Origin of the sequence: Parasphingorhabdus sp. (genome assembly GCF_036963705.1) — a bacterium.
Classification (GTDB): domain Bacteria; phylum Pseudomonadota; class Alphaproteobacteria; order Sphingomonadales; family Sphingomonadaceae; genus Parasphingorhabdus.
The window spans coordinates 1-20,635 of record NZ_JBALUT010000050.1 but is presented as its reverse complement, the minus strand read 5'-3'; the positions used below and the strand labels follow the sequence as shown (position 1 = coordinate 20,635).

The following is a 20,635-nucleotide window of genomic DNA, read 5'->3' as shown; positions in this document are numbered from 1 at the left end:
CTTGCGGCGTGCCGAATTCGTCGACCATCACCGAGTGATCGATGACCAGATGCACCGGCACCTGCGGGTTGATCTGCTGCGCATTGCCGCCCAGCGCCTTGATCCCGTCGCGCATCGCCGCGAGATCGACCACGGCGGGAACGCCGGTGAAATCCTGCATCAAAACCCGCGCCGGACGATATTGAATTTCCGCTGCGCTCTTGGCTTCCTTCTGCCAGTCCACCACCGCCTGCGCGTCTTTGCTGTCCACGGTAAAGCCGCCATCCTCGAACCGCAGCATATTCTCCAGCAGCACTTTCAATGTGTACGGCAGCTTGTCGATATTGCCGAGCTTTTCCGCCGCTTTCGCGAGCGAGTAATAAGCATAATCGGTGCCGTTGACGGTCATCGTCGAGCGGGTGCCGAGTGAGTCTTTGCCGGTGGTTGTCATGGTGGAGTGTGGCCTTTCGTTTATGTTTTCTTGAAACCCACACTACGGGGAGTGCCTGCGCTGTTGGGCCACGGGCGGAGGTGGGATTCGGATGTTCGGGAGGGCTTTAGCTTATGGATTAAGTCGGTGCAACATCGCGCTATTTTTGTATGTTTGGGTTGATGTATTGCAGACTTGGCTACACCGGACTAACAACGTGAAATGATCACAAGAATTGAGATAAACGGATTCAAAACCTTTTCCAACTTTTCCTTGGATTTACAGCCCCTATCTGCAATCGTCGGTCCAAATGCGAGTGGGAAATCCAATCTTTTTGACGCCTTGAAATTTTTGTCTCTTCTAGCTCAAAACGATATCCGCTCAGCTATGTCCGAACTTCGGGGTGAACCGGAGGAACTCTTTAGACGCACTTCTACCAAAACAATCGAACGCATGGATTTCGCTGTCGAAATTTATCTAGGCCTTACTGGCAGAGATCCCTTTAAAACGGAGTATCAGATCACAGCACAGCGGCTTCGCTACGAGCTAGGCTTAGAGATGCAAAAAGATAGTGCCGGTGCTCCAAAAGGTATAGTTGTTTGTCATGAGCATTGTCGACCAATCGCGAAAAAGAACGACACTGCCGATTATCTCAAAACACATAAAATTAAATATAACTCTCAAGTAAATCCGTTTATTCGTTTGAGTGAAAAAGGCGATGCTATTGAAGTTAGGCAAGACGGCCGACAAAAGCACGGTCGACCTTTAACGTTTCCCTTGCTCGAAGCTTCTAGGACCGCGCTATCAACAGTTAGCACAGCAGAATTCCCCCATCTTTTTGCCCTAAAGGATGCTCTTGCTAACATTAAATTCTTGGAGATTAACCCCCAAGCAGCTCGAGATTCAAACGATAGGTTCGAAGATCAGATTCTGAAGTCTGATGCTTCCAACTTGTCCGCTGTTCTTGCTAGACTGAAAAGCGATACCGCAGAAAAAGATTGGCCTGATGGCGTGTTGAACAACATCGCTCAAGACTTATCTTCCCTTATTCCTTCGATTGAGAAAATCAACATTATCAGCGATGATGTCCAACGGCGTTACTCGTTTAATTTGCTTTTTGCTGGCGAAATGGAATTTAGTTCGCGCGTAATATCTGACGGCACACTGCGCCTTTTGGCACTATTGACTTTGTTGAACGACCCGGAACGACGGGGAACTCTGTGTTTTGAAGAACCCGAAAATGGAGTCCATGAAGGGCGTATTCCTATTTTGGTTGAATATTTGAGGGAAGCTGCAGAATACTCTCTAAATGACAATGAACTACCTCTATTCCAGGTTCTGCTCAATACACACTCCCCTAAGGTCATGGGATCTCTTCGTGACAAGGAAATAGTCGCAGCAGACGTCGTAATAGAAATCGATCCTTTGACAAAAAAACGCGACAATAGAACAAGAATGCGCACAGGCTTTGCTGATACCAATGATCTCTTTGATCCTGACAAATATCTGACTCGGTATGAATTGGAAAAACTACTGCAAGATAAGATTGACGCCGCATGACGTACATTTGCTGGTCGGCCCTTTACGAAGGAGCGACAGATGAAGCTTATTACGAGATTCTAATACCTCGACTGATGGAAGATATTGCGCTTCGTAGAGGCAACCGGAATATTACAATACCTACCAAAGCTGCCGTTCTCTTGGGAGAACACGGCCGAGGTGTGGATGACGTAGCAATTGAGGCTAGAGCCTCCCAAGAAGCCTTCCATATTATTTTCATCCATGCAGACACAGGTGGTCGCGGCCTAGAGCAGAACTTGGATCATCATTCAGTAGCTTATTGTCAGCGACTAAATTCCTTGTTTGCATTTTCCACTGATCGTTGCGTTACAATTACCCCTCGACATGAAACCGAAGCATGGATTCTAGCGGATCCATACGCAATTGCTTCAGCATTGGGCTATCAACGCAGCCCCGATACAATTGAATTGCCTAAAAATGCCGTTGAAGCCGAACGACTTGTAGATCCAAAAGCTGAATTAAACCGCTGTGTAAACTTGGCGACGGGCAATCGTCGCAGAACCCCTGTCGCAAGATTAATTCCGCTCATTTCCCGCAATCAATCGTTGAATGCATTAAGAAAATCAAAATCATTCCGAGATTTTGAAAGCAAATTGGTTACAGCGATGATTAGTCTTGGCTGTATTGATTAATGTCCTAAATGACTGTGACACCGCACCAATTGTGCGACCTTAAAAATGACGCTAGCGGTGCGGACATTTTTTTGCTCACTGGGCTCCCGAGTGCCGGGGGGGGGGGCTTGTTATGATCGTATTCAACCACACCGGGTCAGCTTAAAGGCGCACTGCTCCTAAAACCCGTCTATTCTTAGCAAACTGCTGCCGCCGCCAAGTTTCGTTGCGGAGTAAATTATGAGACTATCGGGCAGCCCATCGACGGTTACAATTCTGCCAAATACCATGTAGCGTCCATCTGAGTCGATCTTTGTTACTCGATGGCTTTCAGCTGAGTTGACTGGGACAAGATAATGAAAGCCATCAGGTCTAAAGTAGGGTGTTCCGTCAACTAAAACAAATTGACCCATAAGTTCTCCATGTTTGGCAGATGCGGCGATTTGTTCTAGTACATCGTCAACTTGCAGAGTGGGTGCTCGCACCGCGTTGGCCACTGGCGGCGATTTTTCGCTCTGCGCTTGGCGGATAGTTTTTGCAATTTGGTGATCCATCACGATAATTCGATTGTCGTTGGTGATGATCGATATTTCTTTGATCGGATGATTTTCTACGACCCCAACGGCAGCCTTAGCGATTGGAGTATCACCGCTCTGTTCCGGTGACATCGCTTGAACGATAGCGTAAACTATAGCCACGACAAACGGCGACACTTTCACAGTTGTATCGATTGGCCGGTCAACAAATTCCTTCTTCGCATTTTGCGCAATTTTTGACTTTTGTATTGCTCTGATGCGGACCGTGAGGCTTCCCTCACGAAGGCCCAATACACGAAGCTCCCCACCGTGACGTCTTGCTAAAGTAGCTGCGCGTTTAAGAAAGTTTGCAAGGGCGTCCACTTCCACCCCAGATTCCGTATCGAAATAAAATGCGAATTCATCCGGTTTGAGTGTCAGGTTTTTTGCACTTGGCATTCTAAATAGCCCCTATTTCGCTAACCCAAAAAAATCATGCATTCACTTCTATTAGAATTACCGTCGCGAGTACAACAATTCCCAACCAAGACTGCGAATTACAATTGAATTACGAGTTACGGTGACCTTGCACCAATTGCCCGGCCAAATCTCCGATAAGCATAAGACAGCAGCACGACCAACGCCGCTATCCCTATCAGCGCCACGAAGCTGCTTAGCAGCGGGCTTTCCAAATATCGCTGGAGCAGGCCAACCACCACCATCTGCGGAAGTCCGTAGAAGGCCAAAAGCAGATCCCGGGATTTGGGGTAGTTCATCCTGCCGATCCACTGGAGCGTGATATCGGCGAGGACGCACGGCAGCTCGCTGGTATTTGTGCTTTGTCAGGTGTCTCGACTTCGCTCGACACGAACGGAAATCGAAACAATTCCCCACTCCGCCAACTCTTCAACTGCCGCGCAAACCCGTAATACCCATGTATAATTACCCCTAATATTTTATTTCTATTCCAGATTGGCGCATTGGGTATTTGACTATTGGGAATTTTAGCCTCTATGTCTTGTCCATTAGATACAGGGGGTATCTAAAGTCGAAATCAGAAAATAGCTGATTTCAGTCATAAATGGGGGATGATTTGAAAAAACTGATCTTAACGGCTGCCTTGTCGGCCTTGGCGACGAGCGGTGTCCACGCACAGGATACGACCGCTGTCACAACCGCTGCACCAGCAGTCGCGGAAATCGCGCCTGCTTCACCGGTTGCGGCCATTGCCACCACCAATGCTGTTCTGCGCGCGGGCACGCCGGTGTCGCTCAGCATGATGGAGGAAATTACCACCAAGAAGAAAGCGGCCAAGGTCGGGCAGCGCTTCATGCTGGAAGTCTCGGCCCCGATTGAAGTCAATGGCGTGACCGTCGTGCCAGCCGGAACGCCTGCCTGGGGCGAGATTGTTGGCGTGCGCAACAAGGGCATGTGGGGCAAGTCGGGCAAGCTCGATGCAAAATTGCTGTTTCTCCGCGTCAATGGCCGCCAGATCCGGTTGACCGGATCGTTTGACGACAAGGGTGTCACCGGCACGGCTGGCGTGGTTGGCGCGATTGCTCTGGTGCCGATTGCCGGTTTCTTCATGACCGGAACCAGCGCCTTGCTGCCCAAGGGCGGCGTGGTCAGCGGCTTCATCGATGAAGATATCGAGCTGGCGATTGCCAATACCAAACCGGCACCGATGGCAGTGGCCGCTCCGGCTGCGCCACTCTCCGTTTCTGCGCCTGCCGCAGCCGAGGGCGAAGCCGATATTGAAGAAGAAAGCGTCGAGGCAGACCCTGCCGCATAATGCTTCCGACATAATGAGACTGAACTAATCGTGACAGCGCACCGAATATCCGGTGCGCTGTCATTTTTATTTGGGGCCAAAATCCAACAGGCTTTCCTACAGATATCCGGCTCTGATATATATTGGCGCATGGCTAGGAAGAAACCGGACAAGCGTCCTTCCGCCGACACAGGCGCAGCAAGAAAATCCGTTCGTCCTGAGCTTGTCGAAGGACCTTTCGCGCGCTCCACCTGTGCTTCGACAAGCTCAGCACGAACGGCAGAAAAGACCTCCCCCGAACAACCCGACAAACCCAAGCGCCCGCGCAGGCCGCGCGAGGATGGCTGGACGCCGGTGGCGCGCAAGACGTTTCTGGCGACTTTGCGCAAAACCGGCTGCGTCCGCGATGCCTGCCGGGTGGCGGCGATGTCGAGCACCTCGGCCTACCGGCTGCGGCGGCGGGACGCGGATTTTGATGCGCGCTGGAAAGAGGCCAGGGCGCACGCGCGCAGGGGGCTGGTCGCGGTGGCGCATGAACATGCGGTGGTCGGCAAGGAGACGGTGATCTATCGCCGCGGGGTCGAGGTCGAGCGGCGGGTGACGCCGTCGGACTCGCTGCTGGCGCTGCTGATCAAGCAGGGCAATCTGACCGAGCAGGACGCCGACCGGCTGATCACCTGGGAGGAATGGCAGGACGGCGTGCGCTTTGACGCGCAGGGCAACAAGGTCAGCAGCGCCGAAGAGGCGGCGGCGGTGCGGGCGTCGCTCGACAAGAAGCTGGGCGATATGGCGGCCAAATTGCGGTTGCGGCGGGACCGGGAGGAAGAGGCGCTGCGCGAGCGCGAGGCGCGGGTGGCGGCGCTGGAGGCTAAATATGGTGAGGGGTGATGGGGTGCGGGGGTGATGGCGGGGGACCAGATAGTGTCGCCCCAGCGTAGGCTGGGGCCCAAACCGATATTGCGTCCGGTCCCGAACTTGCGTGAACCGCTGCCATTGGTATGGATCCCAGCCTACGCTGGGACGACGTCAAATCCCGCCGTCGGTAACCTCGTAACCGGCCGCTTCCAGTCCCGCCTTGAGCGCCGCGCGGCAAGTCTCCAGATCATGCGGTTCGGTAGAACGGACCACGAAATTCGCGCCGACGGTGCCGTTGCGGAAGAACGGGTAGCTGCCGATGACGCAGCCCTCGTGCGCCTTTTCCGCGTCGCGGAGGATGCTCGCGATCTCGCTTTCCGGGGCCCAGGCGCCGAGCGTGACGCTGAGCAAAGGCGCGCCGCCCTCGAGCGTGCCGGTGAGCGCGTCGAGCATGCCGGCGGTGATGTGCGGGACGCCAGCCATCAGGAACATATTCTCGATGCGGATGCCGGGCGCGCCGGACATGCGGTTCTCGATCAGCTCGGCGCCTTGCGGCACGCGGGCCATGCGCAGCCGGCCTTCGTTGATGCCGCCGCGGCTCTCGTAATATTTCTCCAGGATCGCGCGGGCGGCGGGGTGGATCACGACCTCGACGCCGAGCGCCTTTGATATCGCGTCGACGGTGATGTCGTCGTGGGTCGGGCCGATGCCGCCGGTGGTAAACAGATAGTCGTTGCGGGCGCGCAGGATGTTCACCGCTTCGGCGATATGCTCCATGTCGTCGGCGACCACGCGGACCTCCGCGAGGCGGATGCCCTGCACGTTGAGCCAGCTCGCGACCTGCGCGATATTCTTGTCCTGCGTGCGGCCGGAGAGGATTTCATCGCCGATCACGATCAGCGCGGCGGTCCAGATTTTTTCTTGTGTCATGCCGTCGCTATAGAGCGAATATGCCGCATGTGGGAATATGTTATTTGGTGCCGCTTGTCGCCCCGGCCCGATAGTCGGAAAGCGGCGGCCGGGCGACCTGGTCAAGCGGCACGTGCAGCCAGGCCGGATCGCTACCCAGCCGCGCGTTGAAGCGGGTGTTGAAGGTGAACGGGTCGGGTTCGGCGGCGAGAAGGTCGGGGCCGTAGAGCGGCGCGACGTCCTTCGCCGCATAGCCCATCAGGCCGAGCAGGGTCGGGAATATCCGGTAGTGCGAGCTCTGGTCCCTGCCCGCTGCCGCCGCCTGCGCCCAGCGCGCGTCTTGCGCTTTATCGCCGATCACCACCAGCGGCACCACGCCCTCCTCGATCTGCGGAGCGGGGGTGCAATGGGTCGCCTTGCCGCCATCGTCGCGCTCGTGGAAACTCTGGCCATGGTCGGAGGTGTAGACGATCGTCGCGTCGCCGATCGCGGCCTGCGCAAACAGCCGGTCGAAAAAGCCGCCGACGCTCCACAGCAATGTGTTGCGATAGCTGTTGCGGTAGAGCCGCCAGTTGCTCTGGCGCCCGTCAAGATTGTCGCCGCCCGCCATGTCGGTGACATCGGGCATCAGGCCGCGCTTGAGCATCGGCTGGTAGCGCGCGTGGCTGATCGGGAATTTGTCGCTGACCGGAAAATGGCCGCCGACCTTGTTGACCAGAATCAGCTGCGGCTTGCCGTCGTTCAGATATCCCGCCAGCCGGTCCGCCACCGCATGGTCGCGGTCGACCACCGCGACATCGTCAAATTGCTCCCAGGCATCGATCAGCGCGCGCTCTGCATCGTCCATCCGGTTCTGGTAGCGGCCGCCGGTGCGCTGGGCATCGAGATAGACGGTGCCGAGACCGGCGCTCCTGGCATATGCCCAGATCGACGGACCGGTGCGGACCGTCTTGCGATAATTGTCCCGCGTCCCGCCAAAGCGCAGCACGACATTGCTGCCGACGCTGCAATGGGTGACCGAGGTCGCCAGCCCGAAATTGTGGATCGGCGGCCCGACTTCACCACCCGTCGCCCCGCCTGCCAGACCGGAATAGACGCCGGTCTCGCTGTTGATATCGAGATAGGCCCCGGCGATACTCTCGTCTATGATCAGCACGATGTCGGAATTGCGCGACGGCGCGGCGGGCTTCAGCGCCACCTGCTGCCGCGGCCCGCGCTCGCTGGTCGCCACATCATAAGCATGGAGCAGAGCGAGACTGGCGCCGCTATGCGAGGATGGCAGGCCGCTGCCCCCCTCCCCGCCGCGAAAGAATAAAAGCACCGACAGACCAAGCAGGATCGGCAGCGCCGCCCATCGCGCGCCCCGCGCCCACAGCCCGCCACCTTCAGACGGCTTCAGACCCACCGCCAGCAACAGCAGCAACGCCTTGCCCCCCGCCAGCAGCAGTGCCCCGCCCTGCTGCGCCGCCGCGCTGCCGATATCGCCCGCGCTTTGCACCATGGTGACAAAGCTCTCGTAATCCATGAAATCGCCGACCGCCCATTGATAGCCGTCGACCAGCATCGAACCCGCCGCCAGCAACAGCGCCATCGGCCAGCGCAGCCAGCCGCTTCTGAGCAAGGCAAAACCGGTCAGGCTGATCGCGCATGTTGCGAACAGTCCGCCAAAGGCGACCAGCCCCGTCAGCTGGACTTCCGGCGTCGCCAGCGTCACCAGCCGCCGCCAGATCTCCGCCCCGCCCAGCAGCAGACTCGCTCCGATCAGCATATATTTCGCGCGATATTGCATCAGGCCTCTGGAATCCGTCTCGTTCTCACAAGCCACCGCATAGACCGCGCGGGTTAATATCCGACGAAAATTGGTTAAATTTTGGGGTCTCGCCAAACGGGCACGCGATGCTTATATAGGCCCCATGACAGACTATCTAACCGTAGAAGACACCACCCCGTCCGCCCGCACCGGCGCGATCAAATTGCACGGCCCCGAAGCGTTCGAGGGCATGCGCAAGGCCGGCCGACTGGCCGCAGAGATACTCGACAGCCTCGTCCCCCACGTCGTCCCCGGCGTGACCACCGGCGCGCTCGACGATATGGTCCGGCAACAGGCTTTCGCTGCCGGAGCAGTCCCCGCGACCCTCGGCTATCGCGGATTTACCCACAGCTGCTGCACATCGATCAACCATGTCGTCTGCCACGGCATCCCCGGCGACAAGAAGCTGGTCGAGGGCGATATCGTCAATATCGACGTCACCGTGATCGTCGACGGCTGGCACGGCGATACCAGCCGCATGTATCTGGTCGGCAAGACCCCGATCAAGGCGAGCAAGCTGGTCCAGGTCACCTATGAGTGCATGATGCTGGGCATCGAGCAGGCGAAACCGGGCAACCGGATGGGCGACGTCGCCCACGCGATCCAGAGCCACGCCGAAGCCAACCGCTATTCGGTGGTCCGCGATTTCTGCGGCCATGGTCTCGGCCAGATGTTCCACGACGCCCCCGAAGTCGTCCACGCCGGCCGCCCCGGCACCGGCCCGGAACTGCGCCCCGGCATGTTCTTCACCATCGAACCGATGATCAATATCGGCAAATATGCCTGCAAGATGCTGGATGACGGCTGGACAGCGGTCACCCGCGACCGCTCGCTGACCGCGCAGTTCGAGCATAGTATCGGGATTACCGAGGACGGGAACGAGATATTTACGAAGAGCCCGACCGGGCTGGATTGCCCGCCTTATTAGGTTTCAGGGCTCGTTCAGGGATGACGGCCAATGGGTGGGTAGCTGACTGGCTGGTTTTGGTAGCGGATAATCATAAGCAGCCATTCCGGCGCAATTTCATACTATCGTGACGATCGCTTCATTCGAGCGCAGACCTCAGTGCTTCGTTCAACTTGTCAATGTTGACGGGTTTCGCAATGACCTTGCAGTGTTTAAGATGCTCTGACCGCTTCCGAAGAGTATCTCCCGACAGAAATATCACCGGGATCGATTTTTTCAGGAGCGCCATTGCAATCTGCTCGCTTGTCCCGCTAACAAGATTATAGTCCAGCAAGCCGATATCCAGCTTTTCCGTCTCGACAAGCCGTAGTGCCCTATCCGCTTGGGCGACCGGGCCAACGACATTCCAGCCCAGGTCCTGCAGCGACATTTCCAGATCCATTGCGATCAACATTTCGTCTTCTACGACCAGAACAGATTTTTGGTCACTCATCGCTTACATCTTTCGGGAATTGCAATCTTACGATTAGTCCATCGGGCGCATACTCCAGATCGGCCGTGCCGCCTAGCGCATATTCTAGCGATTGCTTGATCAAGCGGCTGCCGAAACCTACCCGCAGGGGAGGTGATACAGGAGGTCCGTTTTTCTCTTCCCAAGTCATATCGACGAAACCGTTTCCGGCTTCCTGCCAAGAAATTTTGATACATCCGTCTGATAAAGACAGTGCGCCATATTTGGCAGCATTTGTGGCCAATTCGTGAAGAACAAGTCCGATTGCGTGCGCACTCGGCCCACTCAATGCCACATCTCGTCCGCTCAGCTTCAATTGGCTGCTGAGTTCACTCGCATAGGGGCCGATCTGCCTTTCGATCATGGTTTGCAGGGAGGCGCGCCCCTGATTTTCGTGCATAACGATATCATGTGCTGCGGATATTGCATTTAACCGAGCAGAAAATGTTTTATCAAATTCATCCATGCCGGATGCTGACCGGATGGTTTGCCGCGCCATCGCCTGAATTGTTGCCAATGAGTTTCTGACGCGGTGATTGAGCTCGCCAACCAGCAGCTCGCGATGAATCTCGGATTCCTTCCTTCCGGAGATATCAACTCCGGACGGAACCATTTCACTGATGCTTCCATCTTCATTGACAAGCGGTATCAGTTGAAAGTCTATCCAGATTGCCTGTTCGTCAGCCACCCGGATTTCGACGTCATAACGAGTCAGTTCTCCGCTTTTAGCCCTGTCTATAGCATCGCGCAGATCAGCCTGTGTTTTGGGGTCATGGCTCCACCAGTAGGTTTCCCAAAACGGCAAACCAACAACGTCCTCGCGCGCAATGCCGGCAGCATCCAGTGCCGTTTGATTAGCCTCTTTCAAAACACCATCGGCGTCAAGGATGCCGACAAAGGCCACAACATTGTCAAGAATGCGCTGTAGCCGATCTGCATTCTCGGCCAATGCAATTTCAGATTGCTTGCGCTTGGTTACATCGCTGAACGATACGGCAAAACCATCCTCCAGTTTCATTGCGGTTATGCGAATCCAAAGGTCCAGGCCGTCATGCGCGTAGTAAACGGTCCTTCTGAAAATCTCTCCTGTTTCCACGACCGAAACATAGCCATCGAACAGCCCTTCATCTCTATTGCCTGGGAGTTTTTCGAGCAGCCCGAGTCCGATCAATTCTTCGGCTGGCTGTCCGGCAATTTTTGCACCCGCGTCATTGGTGTAATCAAACCGGAAGTCAGCGATCTCCCCATTATCATCCCGGATTGCTTGAAAGATCATGAAGCCATCGGGAGAAAGATCATGCGCAGTAACCAGTCTCTGGCGTGACTGCTCCAGCTTTTCCTGAACCATCGCTTCGGTGGTGTAGTCGGTTATGGCTACAATGACGGACTGAGTCTCTCCGCACTCGTCAGTTTCCGGAACATATTTGACGCGCAGATATTTGTGCTGCTCTCCAGCGTCTCCCACCTGAAGGTCATATTCAATGGTTTCACCAGCCAGCGCAGCTCTCATCCTCGATTCTACTTCAGAGAATGCGGTATCGCCAATCACTGCGGCGACTTCTTTTCCTAGAATTTCGTCCGGTGTGGCCTTGACCATCTCGGCATAGGCCTGGTTGACGAAAATATACCTGTAATCTTTATCAAATTCAGCCAGCATAACAGGCGCGTGATCAGTGATCCGCGCCAATCGTGAAACAACTCGCTCCATATCACGGGAAAAATTCGACCTTGCAACTAGCTCCGCTGTAATTGAGCGTGAAAAGCCCTCCAGAATGCGCAATTCGCGATCCAACCAGCCCCGTGTCAGAGAATCTATGGCGCACAAGGATCCCAGAACATGTCCCTCAGGACTTAGTATCGGTGTCCCCAAATAAGCCTGCACGCCAAGATCTCTTATGGCAAGATTGTCGCATACCAGTTCTGTATTGGGCGCATCGCTCACGATCAGCGGGCCGCCGCTGGTAACGACATGCTGGCAAAAAGAGTGAGAAAGCGGCGTTTCGCGTTCGGTATTGACGGGCTCCGACAAACCTCTCGCGCTCTTGAAGACTTGTCGCTCGTCGGTAACCAGAGAAACAAGAACAACCGGCACTTCAAGAGTGAACTGTATAAGTTTGGTCAGCTCGTCAAGAAATGCTGCGTTTTGATCGAATTCAAGCGCTGCCTTTGCCACTGCAGTCAGTCGCTCGCTGTCGCCAAGCTTAGCTATAGCAGGCCTTAAAGCAGGGGAATTGGAAATAACCATCGTAGCTGATTCAATAACCCTTCGCGATTTGCAAACCATTTATCCGAGATGGTAAACAAATGCTAGCCGTCACACAATGTTATGGGCTTTTCAGATATCGGCTAGAGTGAGTTTGAACAAAGCGTAATTCTACAAACTGGGGCGTTTACCGACCGGCCGCTTTTGCTTTTCATTCGATCAAGCTGAACAACAAAAGCTGGGTGGTCAGAAGACTGTCCGCTCGCCGTTGATAATCGATAGCTTACGGACATTGGGTCGAGGAGATCATCTCGTCAGCTGACGATCTCGCAGCGGACTGTAAGAATATGAATTTGTTGAGTTCATTCACCAATTCTTTCAAGGGGCAGACATGATGATGATCTCCCTTGTTCTGCTCTCTTTAGGTTTGGCAATGGATGCCTTCGCGGCTGCGGTCGCGCAGGGCGCGTCAAGTCGCCCGAGCCGCGCCAAAGCGCTGCGGATGAGCATTGCCTTTGGATTGGCTCAGGCAATAATGCCTTTGCTCGGATGGGCACTAGGAATTGCATTTGCCTCTGTTGTAGAGACGGCGGCTCACTGGATCGCGCTCATTCTTTTGAGTGGCCTCGGCCTTCGAATGATTAAGGAAGGTCTTGACCGCGACCCTGAAGAGGCAATGAAAGAATTGGCAATATGGCCCCTGCTGATCGTTTCGATTGCGACAAGCATCGATGCAGCCGTCGCCGGCATTACATTGCCGAGTTTCGGCACACCAATCGTCCTCGCCTGCGTTGTTATCGGTTTGACCACATCAGCTCTAACATATCCTGGCGTTTATCTAGGCGCGCTTGTCGGAGCAAGAATTGGCAAATGGGCCGAAGTCCTGGGAGGGCTAATTTTGATCGGTCTTGGGGTTAAAATCTTCATCGCGAATCAGGCGTTTGGTGGCTGATGGAAGCATGCCCGCTTTCGAAGCACTAGTTCCCGTTCACGACTGTCAGCGCGGATGACCAGAGCTGGGTGAAAAGCGTTCATGCAGACAAATGATATCTACTGAAGACTTCATCCTGAAAGACGACTTCAGCTTTGGCTGTGTTTGACAGCGCTAATCTGTGCGATGAGCACAAGTATAACGCAGCTTCACACGATCCCGGCGATATAGGCCACGAGCATAGCGGATGGCAAAAGTATCGCTTGCGCCAGCAACGTCCCGCCGATCCGGCTGAACGACAGCCATGTTATGGTGCGCCGGAACATCGACTGGCTGACGGTTCCGCTGACGACATCATCGGTCATGATCGACAATTGCGGGTCGATGACCACGAATAATAATATCGTGGCAAATCCGTTGACCACCGCTGACAACTGGGATGCCGTGACCCGATATTCGGGATTGAGATAGCCGGCGTAGAGCGATCCGATCACACCGACGGTCAGCAGCGCCTGGGCAAGAATATTCAACAGGATGATCGACATCGATATGCCGCGCGGTTTTTTCATGTCGGTGATGTGGACCATTTTCGGCACGGTCGTCGTTTTGCGGATATAGCCGATCCCGCCCTTGGTGAATCCGTGCAAGAGCAGGCGAGGCATCGATCGATGTTCGTGGAAATGGGTGATGGCGCTGCTGAACCAGCGCTGGGTGGTGGGTATCAACAAGGCTCCGACGATGGTTGCCGCTGTGGTTGCGAGCAATACGATCCGGAAATCCATCAGCAGCCCCTCGCCTGCTCCCTGTGCGAGATCTGTCTCGATCCGCTTGGCCAGAAACGGCCCCAGAAAACTGTTGGAAAGCCGGGAAACCAGCACGAGTATGTTGAAAAGCGCAAAGGACACCGCAATTCGTCCAGTGCGAACGCCAGCTATCCGGGCGGAATAAGCCAATGCGCCGATCAGGTGAATGACGAACGCCAGGCCGCAGATGATAAAAAGCTGTTGATCCATCTAATCTATATCCCAAAACCGTATCATTCGAACTGACTTGGCGGTCGATTTTCTATTGGGCGCAAAACCTGGCGGACCCAACAGGAAATTGCGGGTCATGAACAATTTCTATCTATCCATGGCGTTGCTTTACTCGTAATTATGAGAGGTCATAAAAATGGCATGATCGGAACCCGTACATGGCCGCTTCAATCGCTTCCAATGCTCCTTTTATCGTCGGCCTTATCCTGATCCTCTTGCTGATAGCATTCGCGACAGAAATCCGGCCTCCCGAAGTCACCGCAATTGCAACAGTCGGCATCCTGCTGGTTCTGGGGATACTCTCGACTGATGATTTGCTGGCGGCGATGAGCAACCCAGCCCCACTGACAATCGCGGCGATGTTCATCATCTCCGCGTCGCTGGTCCGGACCGGGACGCTGGAGGTCTTTGCCAAAAGAATAACCGAGATGGCCAAACAGAGACCGCTTGTCGCAACGGCAGCGTTGCTGGTCACGATTGCCGCCATGTCCGCTTTCACAAACAACACCCCGCTGGTCATGATGATGATCCCGATAGGGATAACCCTGGCCAAGCAACTGGGCGAATCCTCGTCGAAAATGCTGATGCCGATTTCCTTTGCGGCGATATTGGGTGGCACCTGCACGCTGATCGGCACATCGACCAATATATTGGTCGATGGCGTTGCCCGGAAAAGCGGGTTGGCAGCCTTTTCTATTTTCGAGATAGCGCCTGCAGGGATTATCATCGCCATTGTCGGTGTGGGCTATATCGCGCTGACCCGGCGCTTCCTGCCTGACCGGGAGTCCGTTGCATCACTTGCCCTTGACAGCAGCAGCAAACGCTATTCCATCTCCGTCTTCATCGGGGCAACGTCGCCCTATATCGGCCGGAAATTGAGCGACGTGAACAGCCTGAAATCCGGTGAGCGGCGGCTGGTCGATCTGATCCGCAAAGACGAGTCCCGACGCACGAACCTGTACGACAATATTATCGAACAGGGCGACATCATCGTCCTGCATTCCAACGAATCAGACATCATGACGATCCGCGAGCAAGGCAGATTGTCCTTGAAGAAGAACGCGACGAACGACGAGGTAGTGCCGGTCTCGTCACACCAATCGGTGCTGGCAGAAATATTATTGCTTCCCGGTGCGAATATCATCGGACAACGGCTGGACACGCTGGACCTGCTTCATCGCTACGGGGTTTATCCGATCGCCTTGCACCGGCGCGGGGTCAATCTGATGGAGCGCTATGAACAGACCGCTCTGGCAATAGGCGATACCTTGCTGTTCGAGGGCGCGAAAGCGGATCTCCAGCGGCTCGTCGACGGCGAGAATCTGATGAACATGACCGAACCCAAAACGCGCGGATTCCGGACGCAGAAAGCGCCGATTGCAATCGCGGTTATTTTCGGCGTGGTCATCGCTGCCGCCTTCGACATCATGCCGATAGCGGGTCTCGCAGTCATGGGCATGGCAGCGGTTCTGGCAACCAGATGTATCGAACCGGACGAAGCATTTGCGGCGGTGGACTGGCGGATTATCGGGCTGATTGTTGCCATGCTTGCGATTGGTACCGCTCTTGAAAAAGCCGGACTGGTCGAAATCATGGTGTCTGCAGCAACCCCGACATTGGCCGGATTTCCGCCGATCGTCGCACTGGCCGCGATATATCTTCTCAGCCTGACACTGACCGAGCTCGTCACCAACAATGCCGTAGCGGTTGTCGTGACCCCTATTGCGATCAGCCTTGCCGTTTCGTTGGGCGCCGATCCGAGACCATTTGTCATCGCGGTGATGTTCGCTGCGAGCGCCAGCTTCCTGACGCCGATCGGCTATCAGACCAACACCCTGGTCTACGGCGCGGGCGGATATCGTTTTCTGGACTTTGCGCGCTACGGCCTGCCGCTGACCATCATAGTCGCAATCACGTCGATCATAATCATTCCTCTGATATGGCCGTTGTAAGCCGGTGGAGAAGATGCGTTTTGACCGAGAATATCCGGTGACCGGGCAAAGGGACCCGGCCGCCAACCAGCTTTGTCTGGCAATCCCGCCCGCGCGCGCTTAGGCGGGCAGCACAAATTCCAGCAATACAGGCACCGAGCATATGGCCCGCAAACATTCCAAACATGGTGGCTATCAGGATCTGGACCAAGAGGTAGAAGCGCCAGCGGAGGTGGTTCCTTGCTGGCTGTGCAGCCGGCCGACCGGAAAGACTATCGTCTGGCATCATCCGGTGCCTAAAAGCCGAGGCGGGCGCGAGGTGGTGCCGATGCATCCGATTTGCCAGCAGACCATAATCACCTATTTTACCAACAGCGAATTGCAGCGCCATGCGATGGATGTCGACGCGCTGCTCGCCGATCCGGTGGTGCGCAAATTTGTAAATTGGGTAGCAAAAAAGGACCCCGACTTTAACGCGACGATCGCGAAAAAGCAGCGCTGATCAGGCGAGGCGCCGACTTCTCGCAGCGCCATAACGGATAAAAACCGGCGGCAAACTGCGCCGTTGGGGGCTTGGCAGAATATGGTTTACAGTCATTAATATTTGGAATAAATTATTGAAAGGGCGCGTAAATTTGTTCGGGAGGAACAAAGGATATGTCTAGCAAAAATCCGGCCGGCGGATCATCCGGCGACCAACGCAAATCTGATCGCCGCGTGAACGAAGATCCGGACTATCAAGGGCCAGAGCGCCGCAACGGGGAACGACGCACGAAGGATCGGAGAGCCGAGGAACGCTAGGCCGCTGACCCAGCCGCCTGCTTCCGCAGCACCGGCCCTTGCCATCATTCGACAGCTTAGAAACGGGGGCGGGAATACCCGCCCCGCGTGACTTAAAGGCCGTCGAGACCCTTGCTGACCAGAATATTCACTGCAACGCGGCGATTCTGCGCCTTGCCGTTGGCGGTGTCGTTGCTGGCCATCGGGTCGGCTTCGGACATGCCGGTCGGGGTCAGCATGCGATAGGGCTTCCAGCCGCAATTCTGCTGGATATAATTGACCACACGGCTGGCGCGTTTCTCGCTTAGTTGCTGGTTATATTCATAGTCTCCGGTGGAATCGGTATAGCCGACGACCAGAAGCAGAGCGTTGTCCATCGCATCGGCCTGCTGTGCCGTGGCGCAGAGATCGGCCTTGCCCTGCTGGGACAGCGTCGCCTTGCCGGTGTCGAAGTTCACATTGGTCGTGCCCTTGACGTTATATTTGTCGATATCGCCAACGCGGCTGCGCAGCGCTTCGGTTGCTGCCGTCTGTTCGGCGAAGCCCTGGGCTGTGCCGTTGTGGATCATGCTCGCGGTCTTGAGATCCTTGTCGCGCAGATTGATCCGGCTGGCGACCAGTTCACTGCCCATCTGCACTGTATCCACGGAGACCGGCAGACCGTTGAGCAACGCGTCCCCGGCGAGCGCCTTGCGGGCAAGGCCGAACAGGCCCTTGCTGGCCTTTATCTCGGTTTCATCATTGAAGGCGACAATTGTCTTTGTACCATCATCGGCAGTGACCTGCAGACGGGTGCTGTCGCGGGCAGAGATGATGCCTTCGATTTCCGGTCCCTTGGGGGCATCGGCCATCGACAGGACAGCAGCGGCTTGCTGGGCTTCCTGCTGCCCTTGCACGATGATATCTTCCCGCTCGGCCTCTGACTGCGCGGAAACGCTGGTCGGTGCCAAGATCGCAGCGGTGGCCAGCAGCAAGCTGATCCTTGTCGTTTTGGAATTATCGTTCATCATTCTACTCCTTAAATCGATGATATCAGGCCGTGCCTGCGCGTGGCGCTCGATCGGGCCGGACGGGTAATAGTTTATCGTCTGTCACATTCCTCATGAGTTCGCGGCGCATATGAGGGGGTTCATAAGCCGCGTATGAACATTGGAGCGGCCTGACTGGTCGGGCCATCCTGTCTCTCGGATGAACATGACCAGCTTTTCCGCCGGTGTTGTGGACAAAGCGGGCACGCGATACGGCGAGTTGTTACAATTTGCTACATTCAGAGTGGCGGCCACGCCGCTTTGGCCCTGTCTCGACAAGCCGGAAAGGTTTTGAGGGGAATCGGGAGCGCCGCCTCCCCACCCCCTATAGTTCTTGACCAACCGCCCTCGGTTTAGCTAGTCGGTTAAATTGCACGGACGGCTAACCGCCCGGCAGTTTTAGGAGATGGGTGATGCGCAGGCTGGGATTTTTATTGGCTCCTCTGATGCTGGTGGCTTGCCAGAACCAGACCACCGAGCCGGCAACGACCGATGCGGTCACCAACGCGGACTGGAACAATATCGGCTTTGACGCCAAGGAACAGCGGCACAGCCCGCTTGACCAGATAAACGAAAGCAATGTCGACAAACTGGGTATCGCCTGGTTCAAGGACCTGCCCGATGCGCGCGGTCAGGAAGCCACGCCGGTTGTCGTCGATGGCAAACTCTATATCTCCACCGCATGGTCGAAGGTTTTTGCCTATGACGCAAAAACCGGCGAGGAACTCTGGTCTTACGATCCGCAAGTATCAGGCGAGAAAGCGGTCGACGCCTGCTGCGACGTCGTCAATCGCGGCGTCGCGATCAATCGCGGCAAACTATATTTCGGGACCATCGACGGCCGCCTGATCGCGCTCGATGCGATTACCGGTGCGCGGCTTTGGGAAACCCAGACCACCGATAACAGCAAGCCTTACACCATCACCGGCGCACCGCGGGTGGTCAAGAATATGGTGATTATCGGCAATGGCGGCGCGGAATTCGGCGTGCGTGGTTATCTGTCCGCTTATGATGTGCGTGACGGCACGATGAAATGGCGTTTCTACACCGTTCCCAATCCAGAAGGAAAACCGGACGGCGCGGCGAGCGACGAGATTTTTGCCAAGGCAGCGGCCCAGACCTGGAGCGACGGCGAATGGAAGGTCTCCGGTGGCGGCGGCACCGTTTGGGACAGCATCGTCTATGACGAGGATCTCGACCAGCTTTACTTCGGCGTCGGCAACGGCAATCCGTGGAATCACGGCCTGCGCTCCGGCGGTGAAGGCGACAATCTGTTCCTTTCCTCGGTCGTCGCGGTCAATCCCGATACCGGCAAATATCTCTGGCATTATCAGGAAACACCGGCGGAAACCTGGGACTATACCGCGACCCAGCATATCATTCAGGCCGAGCTCGAAATCGACGGCAAGATGCGCAAAGTGCTCTACCACGCGCCGAAAAACGGGTTCTTCTTCGTCATCGACCGGATCGACGGCACTTTGATCAGCGCCGAACCTTATGTCGACGGGATCAACTGGGCCACCGGCTATGATCTCGACACCGGTCGCCCGATCGAAAATCCAGAATCGCGCTTCTACAAAACCGGGAAACCCTTCATTGCGATCCCGGGCGCACTGGGCGCGCATAACTGGCATCCGATGAGTTATAATCCGAAGACGGGCCTCGTCTATATCCCTGCCCAGCAAATCCCGCAGGGCTATGATGTGCCGGTCAGCGAGATCGACAAGAAACGCGAACGGCTGGGCTTCAACGTCGGCATCGGCTGGTCGATCGGCCAGCTTCCCGACAACAAGGATGCTTACAAGGCAGCAGTCGCAGCGACCACTGGCAAGCTGGTGGCGTTCAACCCGAAAACCGGCAAGGTCGCGTGGAGCACGGATTATCCGGCTGCATGGAATGGTGGCACGATGACCACTGCCGGCAATCTGGTATTCCAGGGCACCAGCACCGGCCTGTTCAAGGCTTATTCCGCCGATAAGGGCAAGGAATTGCTCAGCATGGAGATGCAGTCCGGCATCGTCAGCGCGCCTTCCACCTATATGATCGACGGCGAGCAATATATCGCATTCCTGACCAGCAAGGGCGGCGCCTTTCCACTGGTTGCAGGTGTCGCTGGCGGAGTCACCCGCCAGCTACCCAACATCCCCCGGCTGGTGGTAATGAAACTGGGCGGCAAGACCAAATTGCCGGCGCTGGCCGACAAGGGCGAAGTGATCTGGGATCCGCCGGTACAGACCGGAACCCCGGAACAGATTGTAGCCGGCAAGGCACTGTTCGGCCGCAATTGCATCGTCTGTCACGGCGACAGCGCGATCGGTAATGGCTTCACGCCTGATCTCAGGGTCAGCGGCGTATTGCCGGACAAGGACGCATGGGCATCGGTGGTCACCGGCGGCGCATTGAAACATGCGGGCATGGTCAGTTTCGGTTCGCAGATCAGCGACGAGCAGGTGGAGAATATCCGTCACTATGTGGTCAACCGGTCAATCTGGACCAAGAAAAACCTGCCCGAGATGACGGCACCAACGCCGCGGTAATAGCGGCCTATCCCGAGGCATAAATACCACTGCCCAAAAAATGGACATCTGCCTTGGCAAATGCCTGTTTTTTGGGCAGCATTGTCAGCGGTCCGAATAGCCTATAGCAATGCACCGACGCATATCAGCGATTCTACACGCGAATCGATTCTGGCATGGTAATTGAATAGTTTCGGGCAATTGTGCCCGGCCGAGGTGCTTTCCTCCTGTGCAAGAGGAAGTGTCGAGGAAGTGGTATACGGGGACGTATTAAAATGAAAAAGATCGAAGCCATCATCAAGCCCTTCAAACTGGATGAAGTCAAAGAAGCGC

Annotated in this window: 21 protein-coding genes; 11 read left to right on the top strand and 10 right to left on the bottom strand. The window is 55.8% G+C overall.

The window, feature by feature from the left end; translation table 11 throughout:
- Positions 1-430 (bottom strand): aconitase family protein (locus tag V7680_RS11365; RefSeq protein WP_335653390.1); only part of this gene is annotated, 430 nt, incomplete at its 3' end.
- A 201-nt stretch (positions 431-631) separates the two neighbouring features.
- Here V7680_RS11365 and V7680_RS11360 point away from each other — a divergent pair.
- The gene (locus V7680_RS11360) at positions 632-1,969 is read left to right on the top strand and encodes an AAA family ATPase (protein WP_335653389.1); all 1,338 of its coding nucleotides are present in this window, start codon (positions 632-634) and stop codon (positions 1,967-1,969) included.
- The gene (locus tag V7680_RS11355) at positions 1,966-2,622 is read left to right on the top strand and encodes a DUF4276 family protein (protein ID WP_335653388.1); all 657 of its coding nucleotides are present in this window, start codon (positions 1,966-1,968) and stop codon (positions 2,620-2,622) included. The genes V7680_RS11360 and V7680_RS11355 overlap by 4 nt, the downstream gene beginning before the upstream one ends.
- 158 nt (positions 2,623-2,780) lie before the next feature.
- On the opposite strand, the gene V7680_RS11350 is transcribed toward V7680_RS11355, so the two are convergent.
- Both V7680_RS11350 and V7680_RS11345 read right to left on the bottom strand, forming a co-directional pair.
- Positions 2,781-3,575, bottom strand: a complete 795-nt coding sequence (locus V7680_RS11350; RefSeq protein WP_335653387.1) for a hypothetical protein — start codon at positions 3,573-3,575, stop codon at positions 2,781-2,783.
- Between the two features lie 116 nt (positions 3,576-3,691).
- Positions 3,692-3,892, bottom strand: coding sequence for a hypothetical protein (locus tag V7680_RS11345; protein ID WP_335653386.1), 201 nt, complete (start codon positions 3,890-3,892; stop codon positions 3,692-3,694).
- A 317-nt stretch (positions 3,893-4,209) separates the two neighbouring features.
- Here V7680_RS11345 and V7680_RS11340 point away from each other — a divergent pair, with 317 nt between their 5' ends.
- Positions 4,210-4,908, top strand: a complete 699-nt coding sequence (locus V7680_RS11340) for a hypothetical protein (protein WP_335653385.1) — start codon at positions 4,210-4,212, stop codon at positions 4,906-4,908.
- A 129-nt stretch (positions 4,909-5,037) separates the two neighbouring features.
- The gene (locus V7680_RS11335; protein ID WP_335653384.1) at positions 5,038-5,775 is read left to right on the top strand and encodes a hypothetical protein; all 738 of its coding nucleotides are present in this window, start codon (positions 5,038-5,040) and stop codon (positions 5,773-5,775) included.
- Positions 5,776-5,913: 138 nt separating this feature from the next.
- On the opposite strand, the gene V7680_RS11330 is transcribed toward V7680_RS11335, so the two are convergent.
- Positions 5,914-6,672 (bottom strand): competence/damage-inducible protein A, encoded by a 759-nt coding sequence (locus tag V7680_RS11330; RefSeq protein ID WP_335653383.1) that lies wholly within the window; start codon positions 6,670-6,672, stop codon positions 5,914-5,916.
- Between the two features lie 40 nt (positions 6,673-6,712).
- A complete protein-coding gene (locus tag V7680_RS11325) occupies positions 6,713-8,440 on the bottom strand; it encodes a sulfatase-like hydrolase/transferase (protein WP_335653382.1) in 1,728 nt (575 codons plus the stop codon).
- A gap of 124 nt (positions 8,441-8,564) precedes the next feature.
- Between V7680_RS11325 and map the strand changes: the two genes are divergently transcribed.
- Positions 8,565-9,389: a type I methionyl aminopeptidase gene (map, locus tag V7680_RS11320; protein ID WP_335653381.1), complete on the top strand. Its 825-nt coding sequence runs from the start codon at positions 8,565-8,567 to the stop codon at positions 9,387-9,389.
- A 118-nt stretch (positions 9,390-9,507) separates the two neighbouring features.
- Here the strand turns inward: map and V7680_RS11315 are convergent, their stop codons facing one another.
- Together V7680_RS11315 and V7680_RS11310 are read right to left on the bottom strand one after the other, a co-directional pair.
- A complete protein-coding gene (locus V7680_RS11315; protein ID WP_335653380.1) occupies positions 9,508-9,861 on the bottom strand; it encodes a response regulator in 354 nt (117 codons plus the stop codon).
- Positions 9,854-12,124: a PAS domain-containing protein gene (locus tag V7680_RS11310; RefSeq protein ID WP_335653379.1), complete on the bottom strand. Its 2,271-nt coding sequence runs from the start codon at positions 12,122-12,124 to the stop codon at positions 9,854-9,856. Before V7680_RS11310 ends, V7680_RS11315 begins: the two co-directional genes overlap by 8 nt.
- Before the next feature lie 349 nt (positions 12,125-12,473).
- On the opposite strand from V7680_RS11310, the gene V7680_RS11305 reads away from it, so the two are divergent.
- Positions 12,474-13,034: a manganese efflux pump MntP gene (locus V7680_RS11305; RefSeq protein ID WP_335653378.1), complete on the top strand. Its 561-nt coding sequence runs from the start codon at positions 12,474-12,476 to the stop codon at positions 13,032-13,034.
- Positions 13,035-13,222: 188 nt separating this feature from the next.
- Here the strand turns inward: V7680_RS11305 and V7680_RS11300 are convergent, their stop codons facing one another.
- On the bottom strand, positions 13,223-14,026 hold the full coding sequence (locus V7680_RS11300; protein WP_335653377.1) for a lipid II flippase Amj family protein: 804 nt from the start codon (positions 14,024-14,026) through the stop codon (positions 13,223-13,225).
- A gap of 179 nt (positions 14,027-14,205) precedes the next feature.
- On the opposite strand from V7680_RS11300, the gene V7680_RS11295 reads away from it, so the two are divergent.
- The 3 genes from V7680_RS11295 (at position 14,206) to V7680_RS11285 (ending at position 16,779) form a co-directional block, all read left to right on the top strand.
- Entirely contained in the window at positions 14,206-15,999 is a 1,794-nt protein-coding gene (locus tag V7680_RS11295; RefSeq protein WP_335653376.1) for an SLC13 family permease, read from the top strand.
- Between the two features lie 142 nt (positions 16,000-16,141).
- Positions 16,142-16,480 carry a hypothetical protein gene (locus V7680_RS11290; protein ID WP_335653375.1) on the top strand — a complete coding sequence of 113 codons (339 nt, stop codon included), beginning with the start codon at positions 16,142-16,144 and terminating at the stop codon, positions 16,478-16,480.
- A 155-nt stretch (positions 16,481-16,635) separates the two neighbouring features.
- The gene (locus tag V7680_RS11285; protein ID WP_335653374.1) at positions 16,636-16,779 is read left to right on the top strand and encodes a hypothetical protein; all 144 of its coding nucleotides are present in this window, start codon (positions 16,636-16,638) and stop codon (positions 16,777-16,779) included.
- 92 nt (positions 16,780-16,871) lie between these two features.
- On the opposite strand, the gene V7680_RS11280 is transcribed toward V7680_RS11285, so the two are convergent.
- Entirely contained in the window at positions 16,872-17,765 is an 894-nt protein-coding gene (locus V7680_RS11280; RefSeq protein WP_335653391.1) for an OmpA family protein, read from the bottom strand.
- A gap of 187 nt (positions 17,766-17,952) precedes the next feature.
- Between V7680_RS11280 and V7680_RS11275 the strand changes: the two genes are divergently transcribed.
- Positions 17,953-18,081: a hypothetical protein gene (locus V7680_RS11275; protein WP_335653373.1), complete on the top strand. Its 129-nt coding sequence runs from the start codon at positions 17,953-17,955 to the stop codon at positions 18,079-18,081.
- Between the two features lie 118 nt (positions 18,082-18,199).
- Positions 18,200-20,323, top strand: coding sequence for a PQQ-dependent dehydrogenase, methanol/ethanol family (locus V7680_RS11270; protein WP_335653372.1), 2,124 nt, complete (start codon positions 18,200-18,202; stop codon positions 20,321-20,323).
- 101 nt (positions 20,324-20,424) lie between these two features.
- Here V7680_RS11270 and V7680_RS11265 read toward each other — a convergent pair.
- On the bottom strand, positions 20,425-20,635 hold a 211-nt coding region (locus tag V7680_RS11265; protein ID WP_335653371.1), incomplete at its 5' end, for a hypothetical protein.

What these genes read in the sequence shown, in the direction of transcription:
- V7680_RS11310 (WP_335653379.1), bottom strand. Translation starts at nt 12,124, where the DNA reads ATGGTTATTTCCAATTCCCCTGCTTTAAGGCCTGCTATAGCTAAGCTT.
- V7680_RS11325 (WP_335653382.1), bottom strand. Translation starts at nt 8,440, where the DNA reads ATGCAATATCGCGCGAAATATATGCTGATCGGAGCGAGTCTGCTGCTG.
- V7680_RS11295 (WP_335653376.1), top strand. Translation starts at nt 14,206, where the DNA reads ATGGCCGCTTCAATCGCTTCCAATGCTCCTTTTATCGTCGGCCTTATC.
- V7680_RS11345 (WP_335653386.1), bottom strand. Translation starts at nt 3,892, where the DNA reads ATGAACTACCCCAAATCCCGGGATCTGCTTTTGGCCTTCTACGGACTT.
- V7680_RS11290 (WP_335653375.1), top strand. Translation starts at nt 16,142, where the DNA reads ATGGCCCGCAAACATTCCAAACATGGTGGCTATCAGGATCTGGACCAA.
- V7680_RS11305 (WP_335653378.1), top strand. Translation starts at nt 12,474, where the DNA reads ATGATGATGATCTCCCTTGTTCTGCTCTCTTTAGGTTTGGCAATGGAT.
- V7680_RS11285 (WP_335653374.1), top strand. Translation starts at nt 16,636, where the DNA reads ATGTCTAGCAAAAATCCGGCCGGCGGATCATCCGGCGACCAACGCAAA.
- V7680_RS11330 (WP_335653383.1), bottom strand. Translation starts at nt 6,672, where the DNA reads ATGACACAAGAAAAAATCTGGACCGCCGCGCTGATCGTGATCGGCGAT.
- V7680_RS11280 (WP_335653391.1), bottom strand. Translation starts at nt 17,765, where the DNA reads ATGAACGATAATTCCAAAACGACAAGGATCAGCTTGCTGCTGGCCACC.
- V7680_RS11355 (WP_335653388.1), top strand. Translation starts at nt 1,966, where the DNA reads ATGACGTACATTTGCTGGTCGGCCCTTTACGAAGGAGCGACAGATGAA.
- map (WP_335653381.1), top strand. Translation starts at nt 8,565, where the DNA reads ATGACAGACTATCTAACCGTAGAAGACACCACCCCGTCCGCCCGCACC.
- V7680_RS11275 (WP_335653373.1), top strand. Translation starts at nt 17,953, where the DNA reads ATGACCAGCTTTTCCGCCGGTGTTGTGGACAAAGCGGGCACGCGATAC.
- V7680_RS11315 (WP_335653380.1), bottom strand. Translation starts at nt 9,861, where the DNA reads ATGAGTGACCAAAAATCTGTTCTGGTCGTAGAAGACGAAATGTTGATC.
- V7680_RS11335 (WP_335653384.1), top strand. Translation starts at nt 5,038, where the DNA reads ATGGCTAGGAAGAAACCGGACAAGCGTCCTTCCGCCGACACAGGCGCA.
- V7680_RS11270 (WP_335653372.1), top strand. Translation starts at nt 18,200, where the DNA reads ATGCGCAGGCTGGGATTTTTATTGGCTCCTCTGATGCTGGTGGCTTGC.
- V7680_RS11300 (WP_335653377.1), bottom strand. Translation starts at nt 14,026, where the DNA reads ATGGATCAACAGCTTTTTATCATCTGCGGCCTGGCGTTCGTCATTCAC.
- V7680_RS11360 (WP_335653389.1), top strand. Translation starts at nt 632, where the DNA reads ATGATCACAAGAATTGAGATAAACGGATTCAAAACCTTTTCCAACTTT.
- V7680_RS11350 (WP_335653387.1), bottom strand. Translation starts at nt 3,575, where the DNA reads ATGCCAAGTGCAAAAAACCTGACACTCAAACCGGATGAATTCGCATTT.